At 68.3% G+C, this 7,058-nt stretch carries 6 protein-coding genes and 1 pseudogene; 4 read left to right on the forward strand and 3 right to left on the reverse strand.

What is annotated here, in order from left to right; translation table 11 throughout:
* Positions 1-214 precede the first annotated feature (214 nt).
* The 3 genes from ACILRF_RS13330 (at position 215) to ACILRF_RS13340 (ending at position 2,130) form a co-directional block, all read left to right on the forward strand.
* Positions 215-712, forward strand: coding sequence for an Lrp/AsnC family transcriptional regulator (locus ACILRF_RS13330; RefSeq protein ID WP_395673669.1), 498 nt, complete (start codon positions 215-217; stop codon positions 710-712).
* A 12-nt stretch (positions 713-724) separates the two neighbouring features.
* On the forward strand, positions 725-1,615 hold the full coding sequence (locus ACILRF_RS13335) for a pirin family protein (protein ID WP_395673671.1): 891 nt from the start codon (positions 725-727) through the stop codon (positions 1,613-1,615).
* Positions 1,616-1,683: 68 nt separating this feature from the next.
* Complete coding sequence (locus ACILRF_RS13340) at positions 1,684-2,130, forward strand: YciI family protein (protein WP_395673673.1); 447 nt, start codon at positions 1,684-1,686, stop codon at positions 2,128-2,130.
* Between the two features lie 6 nt (positions 2,131-2,136).
* On the opposite strand, the gene pgsA is transcribed toward ACILRF_RS13340, so the two are convergent.
* Positions 2,137-2,754: a CDP-diacylglycerol--glycerol-3-phosphate 3-phosphatidyltransferase gene (gene pgsA / locus ACILRF_RS13345; RefSeq protein WP_395673675.1), complete on the reverse strand. Its 618-nt coding sequence runs from the start codon at positions 2,752-2,754 to the stop codon at positions 2,137-2,139.
* Between the two features lie 88 nt (positions 2,755-2,842).
* A complete protein-coding gene (gene uvrC, locus ACILRF_RS13350) occupies positions 2,843-4,708 on the reverse strand; it encodes an excinuclease ABC subunit UvrC (RefSeq protein ID WP_395673677.1) in 1,866 nt (621 codons plus the stop codon).
* A gap of 108 nt (positions 4,709-4,816) precedes the next feature.
* Here uvrC and ACILRF_RS13355 point away from each other — a divergent pair, with 108 nt between their 5' ends.
* Positions 4,817-6,331, forward strand: coding sequence for a sensor histidine kinase (locus tag ACILRF_RS13355; protein WP_395673679.1), 1,515 nt, complete (start codon positions 4,817-4,819; stop codon positions 6,329-6,331).
* Positions 6,332-6,338: 7 nt separating this feature from the next.
* Here ACILRF_RS13355 and ACILRF_RS13360 read toward each other — a convergent pair.
* Positions 6,339-7,058: pseudogene (locus tag ACILRF_RS13360) on the reverse strand (long-chain-acyl-CoA synthetase); the annotation flags it as partial.

Consider the following 7,058-nt stretch of genomic DNA (forward strand, 5'->3'; position numbering starts at 1 on the left):
TGAACGCCGGTGATGAACACCCGGCCTTCGTCGAGAAGAAATTTGTCGTCGAGGGTCGCTTCGCTGCGGACCATCGCAATTTCTTTCCTTCCGGGCCTCCCAAACCCACTCGCAAGATCCTATAAGTGGGCGGCAATTGCTTGCCAAAAGCGTGCCCTCGTCTTCGGTTCCCGGCATGAAGAACGCCCCGATATGGGGCGCGACGGAGGAAAAATTGTCCGACGCCCTCGATGCGGTCGACGCCAAGATCCTGGACCTGATCCAGCACGACGCCGGCCTGTCGGTGGCCGAGATCGCCGACCGCGTCGGGCTGTCGTCCAGTCCTTGCTGGCGGCGCATCAAGCGGCTGGAGGACGCCGGCATCATCCAGCGCAGGGTGACGATCCTCGACCGCGAGCGCCTGGGCCTGAACTTCGAGGTCTATTGCACGGTCAAGCTCAGCCTGCCGACCAAGGACAACCTCGAGGCCTTCGACGCCGCCATCGCCCGGATGCCGGAAGTGGTGAGCTGCGCCACCGTCACCGGGGCGGCGGACTACGAATTGCGGGTTGTCACCCGGGACATGCACGCGTTCGACGACTTCCTGCGCGACCGGCTGCTGTCGCTGGGCCTCGTTTCCAACATCGAGAGCCGGATCGTCATCCGCTCGGTCAAACACACCACGGCGGCGCCGCTCGGCCTGGTCAGCCCCTATGTGAGTTCCAAGGACTAAGGAGCACCCGGCATGATCGATCTCGTCATCGACCAGCGGCGCAAGGATCTCGGCGGGTTCGAGGTGGGCCGGGTGCTGCCCCACGCCGGCCGGCGGATGGTCGGGCCGTTCATCTTCTTCGACCACATGGGGCCAGCGGAATTCCAGCCGGGGTTCGGCCGCGAGGTCGACGTGCGGCCGCATCCGCACATCGGGCTGTCCACCCTGTCGTATCTGTTCGAGGGCGGGATCACGCACCGCGACAGCGTTGGCGCGCACCAGGACATCTGGCCGGGCGAAGTGAACTGGATGATCGCCGGGCGGGGCATCACCCACTCGGAGCGGTTCGAGCACCTGCGCGCCAACGGCGGACGGATGAACGGCATCCAGTGCTGGATCGCCCTGCCGACCGAGGACGAGGAGACCGATCCGGGCTTCGTCCATCACGGAGCGGAGGAACTGCCGGCCTATGAGGACGGCGGCGTCTCGGCGCGGCTGATCGCCGGCAAGGCGTTCGGCGCCGCCTCGCCCGTGCAGGTGCATTCGCCGCTGTTCTACGTCCACTGGACCCTGGCGGCCGGCGCGCGGGCGCAGCTGCCGGCCGAGTACCCGGAGCGGGCGGCCTATGTGGCGCAGGGCGTGGTCGAGGTGGACGGCGGGCAGTTCCACGAGGGGCAGATGCTGGTCTTCACGCCCGGCCAGCCGGTGGTGGTCACGGCGGTGACGGGGGCGCTCGTCATGCTCCTCGGCGGCGAGCCGGTCGGGCCGCGGTTCATCGAGTGGAACTTCGTCTCCTCGTCGAAGGAGCGGATCGAGCAGGCCAAGGCCGACTGGCGCGCCGGCCGCATCAAGCTGCCTGACGCCGACAATGCCGAGTTCATCCCCCTGCCCGAGCCGGCGCCGCCGCCCAACCCGATGTCCTGATTGTCGGGAATGCCTTCGCCCGATCGTCATCCTGGTGTTCGATGGGTCGGACCAGGGAGACGACGACGATGCGCTATCTGATGATCGTGAAGGCGACGGCGGAATCGGAACGGGGCGAGTTCCCGCCGGATTCGGCGCGGCTGTTCGCCGAGATGGCCGAGTTCAACAATGAGATGATCGCCGCCGGCGTGATGCTGGACGGCGCTGGGCTGAAGCCAAGCTCGAAGGGCAAGCGGATCCGGTTCGAGGGGCGGGGAAATCCGGTCGTCACAGACGGGCCGTTCGCCGAAACCAAGGAACTGATCGCCGGCTTCTGGGTGATCGAGTGCAAGGACATGGACGAGGCGCTGTCCTGGGCCCGGCGCGTGCCGTTCGAGGCCGGCGAGGTGGAGTTGCGCCCCTACCAGGAGCCCGAGGACTTCGAGGGCCTCGGCGTCGTCGACCAGGAGGTCATCGACCAGGAGAAGGGCTGGCGGGACGAGCAGGCCCGCAACGCGCCCAAGGCGGCGGGATAGCCCGCCTCAGGCCAGCGCCTTGCGCGTCCGCTCCCAGTACTGGGCGCCGGTGATCAGGGTGACGACGGCGGCGATCCAGAAGAGGATGTGGGCGGCGGTGGCGAAATTGCCGCGGAAGCCCGCGTCCTCCGGCAGGCTGAAGGCGCCCCAGGCCGCGACGATCAGTTCCAGCGCCAGCGACGTAAGCTGAAGCGTCGTCTTCCACTTGGCGAGCAGGGTGACCGGCAGGCTGACGCCCTTGCCGGCGCCGACCTCGCGCAGGGCGCTGACCGTGAACTCGCGGAACAGGATCAGGCCGGCCGGCAGCACGACCATCGGCTGGGGGCCGAGGCTCAGCAGCCCGAGGATCGCGCCGCAGACCAGCACCTTGTCGCCGATCGGATCGAGGATCGCGCCCCAGACGCTGGTGGCGTTCAGCTTGCGGGCGAGCCAGCCGTCGAAGAAGTCGGTCACCGCCGCCACCACGAAGGCGTAGACCGCCCAGCGCTGCAGGGCGAACTGCGCCATCGGATCGAGGCGCTCCGACAGGTAGGGCACGCCGCCGGCCGCGGCGGCCAGGGCCAGGAACATGAACAGCGCCAGGACCAGGCGCAGGGACGTCAGGATGTTCGGCAGGGCCTTCATGCGAATCTCCGGCCCGGCGGGGCGTTCGGAACTATAGCTCAGGTGACGGGCGTCAGTTCCACCCAAGGCTGAGCTTGTTCGGTCGCGGTCAGACCTTGTGGAAGAAGGCGTAGATGCGCTGGGCCAGCGGCAGGCTGACGCCCTCGACCTTGGCGAGGTCCTCGACCGAGGCGCGGCTGACGCCCCGGGCCGAGCCGAAGGCGTGCAACAGCGCGCGCTTGCGGCCGGGGCCCACGCCGTCGATCTCGTCGAGCGGGTTCTTCTTGATGTCCATCGACCGGCGGGTGCGGTGGCTGCCGATGGCGAAGCGGTGGGCCTCGTCGCGCAGGCGCTGAAGGTAGTAGAGGACCGGGTCCTTGGGCTCGAAGCGGAACGGCTCCTTGCCCGGCACGAAGAACCGCTCCATGCCGGCGTCGCGGTCCAGGCCCTTGGCCACCCCGACCACCGGAATGTCGTCGACGCCGAGATCGGCCATGATCTCGACCGCCGCTGAGAGTTGGCCAGCGCCGCCGTCGATCAGCACCAGGTCGGGCCGCGGGGCCTCGGCGCCCTCTTCCTCTTCCTTGACCAGGCGCGAGAAGCGGCGGCGCAGGACCTCGCGCATCATCCCGAAGTCGTCCCCGGGGGTGATCTCCGTCGAGCGGATGTTGAACTTCCGGTACTGGCTTTTCTGGAAGCCCTCGGGCCCGGCGACGATCATCCCGCCGACGGCGTTGGTCCCCATGATGTGGCTGTTGTCGTAGACCTCGATCCGCTCGGGCGGGCCGTCGAGGCCGAAGGCCTCACAGACACCGGCCAGCAGCTTCGACTGCGCCGAGCTCTCGGCCATCTTGCGGCCGAGGGCTTCGCGGGCGTTGGTCAAGGCGTGCTCGACCAGCTTGCGCTTCTCGCCGCGCTGCGGCCGGCCGATTTCCACCTTGCGGCCAGACTTCTGGCAGAAGGCCTCCGCCAGCAGGTCGGCCTCGCTGGGGTCGATGTTGGTCAGGATCACGCGGGGGATCGGCTTGTCGTCGTAGAACTGTCCGAGGAAGGCGCTCATCACGTCGGCGTCCTCGTCGGACCTGTCGACGCGCGGGAAGTAGGCGCGGTTGCCCCAGTTCTGACCGGCGCGGAAGAAGAAAACCTGCACGCAGGCCTGCCCGCCCTCGGCGTGCAGGGCGAAGACGTCGGCTTCGTCGACGGTCTCGGGGTTGATCTGCTGCTCCTGGGCGATCGAGGCCAGGGCGCGGATACGGTCGCGCAGGCGCGCGGCGCGCTCGAACTCGAGGTCGTCGGAAGCGGCCTGCATCTGCTCGGCCAAGGTCGACATCACCGCCCGGCTCTTGCCGCGCAGGAACGCCTGCGCCTGGTCGACCAAGCCGCTGTAGTCCTCGAGGCTGATGAGGCCGGTGCAGGGCGCGGCGCAGCGACGGATCTGATGCAGCATGCAGGGCCGCGTGCGGGTGTCGTAGACGCTGTCCGAGCACGAACGCAGGAGGAAGGCCTTCTGGAGGGTGTTCAGCGTGCGGTTGACCGCCCAGGCGCTGGCGAAGGGGCCGAAGTAGTCGCCCTTGATCGTGTGGGCGCCACGGTGCTTGCGCAGCTGGGCCGCCGGATGTTCCCGGCGGATGACGATCTCGGGGAATGATTTGTCGTCGCGCAGCAGGACGTTGAAGCGGGGCTTCAGCTGCTTGATCAGGTTGATCTCGAGCAGCAGGGCGTCGGTCTCGGTCTTGGTCGAGACGAACTCCATCGCCCGCGTCAGGTCGACCATGTGGGCGATGCGCTGGGTGTGGAAGCGACCTTGCGCGTACTGCACGACGCGCTTCTTCAGACTGCGCGCCTTGCCGACGTAGAGCACCTCGCCGTCCTCGCCGATCATGCGGTAGACCCCCGGCCGGTCAGGCAGGCGCTTCACCTCATCCTTGATCAGGGCGGCGCCCTTGAGGGCCGGGTCGACGAGCATGCCCCTCATATAGGCCGGTTCGGCCGGCATGGGAGCGCGACGTTGCGCCCGGAACGCGCTATGTGACGGCTCATCACGAGTACCGCGGTCCGGAACGCCCGCGCCCAAGAGGTGAGTATGCGCGAGGCGGCCCCGTCGTCCGAGAACGCCGAGGTCGGGCGGCATCAGGCCGGCGATCGGCATGTCCCGGATTTCGCAGCGGCGTTCCTGAGCCTGCCCAGTCCGTACATGATCCTCGATCGGGACCTGCGCTTCATCGAGGTCAACGAGGCCTATTGCACGACGCTCGAGCGCAGCCGCGAGGAGCTGATCGGCAAGCCGTTGTTCGATCTGTTTCCCGATCCCGGCGAGAGCGGCCGACGCCTGCGGGCTTCGTTCGACAAGGTGCTGGCGACCGGCAAGCCGGACACCATTCCGTTGATACCCTATCCCATCGAGCGGCCGGCCAGCCGCGGCGGCGGGTTCGAGATGCGCTACTGGTCGGCGGCCCACGTGCCGCTGCTGGGACCCGACGGCCGGACCCGGTTCATCATCCAAAACACCGTCGACGTAACCGAACTCCAGCGCCTGAAGGAGATCGCCTACGGCCCGGCAGGCCAGCCGATCCAGCCGGGCGAGAAGGACCTGCTCCAGCGCACCCAGGAGATGGCGGAGATCAACCGCGCCCTGCAGGAGGAGACGCAGGGCCTGCGCGACCTCTTCATGCAAGCGCCGGGATTCATGGCCGTGCTCCAGGGGCCCGACCTGACCTTCGCCCTCGCCAACACCGCCTACCTGCAGCTGATCGGCCACCGGCAGGTGATCGGCAAGCCCATCGACGAGGCCCTGCCGGAAGTGAGCGAGCAGGGTTTCACGGCGCTGCTCCGCGAGGTGGTCGACAAGCGCGAGCCGTTCATCGGCCAGGCGATCAGCGTGTTCCTGCAACGCGCCCCTGACGCGCCGCTCGAGGAGCGGTTCGTCGACTTCATCTACCAGCCGATCCTGGGCCCGACCGGCGAGGCCTGGGGCGTGTTCGTCGAAGGCAGCGACGTCACCGACCGGGTCCGGGCCGAACAGCAGCAGAAGCTGCTGCTCGACGAGCTGAACCACCGGGTGAAGAACACCCTGGCGACGGTCCAGGCCATCGCCGCCCAGACGCTGAAGTCCAGCCCTGACCCGGTCGAGTTCCGCAAGATGTTCGAAGCCCGGCTGATGGCCCTGTCGGCCACGCACGATCTGCTGACGGCGACAAGCTGGCGCAGCGCGAGCCTGCGCGACGTGGTCAGCGTCGAATTCCGCCCGTACGACCCCAGCCGCTACGCTCTGAAGGGACCGGATGTCGCACTGGCCCCGGCCGAAGCGCTGGCTTTGGGCCTGCTGTTCCACGAGTTGGCGACCAACGCGGTCAAGTACGGGGCGCTGTCGAACGCCGGCGGCTGCGTCGAGGTGGAATGGCGGATAAGGGACCGCGCCCTGGCCCTGTCGTGGGTCGAGCGTGACGGGCCGCCCGTCCGCGTCCCGACGCGCCGCGGCTTTGGCTCGCGGCTCATCGAACGCAGCCTGAAGGGCGAGATGCGCGGCGAAGCGGTGCTCGATTTCGCGCCCGGCGGCCTCCGCTGCCAGGTGACGCTGCCGCTGCGCGACGCGGGCTGAGGAGCCGCTACGTCCGGGCCGCGGCCTGGACGACGCGCTCGTGGTTCGTCTTGGTGATGCGCACGTAGCCGCGCTTGCCGTCGTGGAAGAACAGGGCGCCCTTGACCCGCGCCGGGTCGTAGCCATCGGCGACCAGTTCGGTCTTGCGCAGCTTGAAGGTGCCGGTGGTCTCCATCTGCGGCAGCAGGCGGACGAACAGCGGCTGGGCATAGGGCGGCAGCTCGCGGGCCACATGCTCGCCCAGGGTCTTGATATCGAACTCCGGCCCGGTGACGAGGGCGACCATCCCGGCGCGACCGTCGGAGCCGGGGACCTCGACGCCGTAGACATTGGCTTCCTGCACCCCCGGGGCGGCCTGCAGCCGTTCGGCGACCTCGTTCGTCGAGACGTTCTCCCCCTTCCAGCGGAAGGTGTCGCCGATGCGGTCGACGAAATAGAGATAGCCGTCCGCGTCGGTGCGCATCAGGTCGCCGGTCGCGAACCACGCGTCGCCCCGTTCAAAGACGTCGCGCAGGACCTTCTTTTCCGAGGCGGCCTTGTCGACATAGCCGGCGTATTCGGTGCGCGCGCCCTGGGCGATCTGGCCGATGCATTCGCCGATCTGGCCGGGGCCGCATTCGATGCAGAACCCGTTGGCGCCGCGGATCGGGGCTTCGGCCTCGACGTCGAACTGGATGACCCGGATGTTGAAGCGCTTGCGCAGCCACTTGGGCACGCGGCCGATGGC

The sequence above is a fragment of the Phenylobacterium sp. genome (assembly GCF_044236515.1).
Classification (GTDB): Bacteria; Pseudomonadota; Alphaproteobacteria; order Caulobacterales; family Caulobacteraceae; genus Phenylobacterium.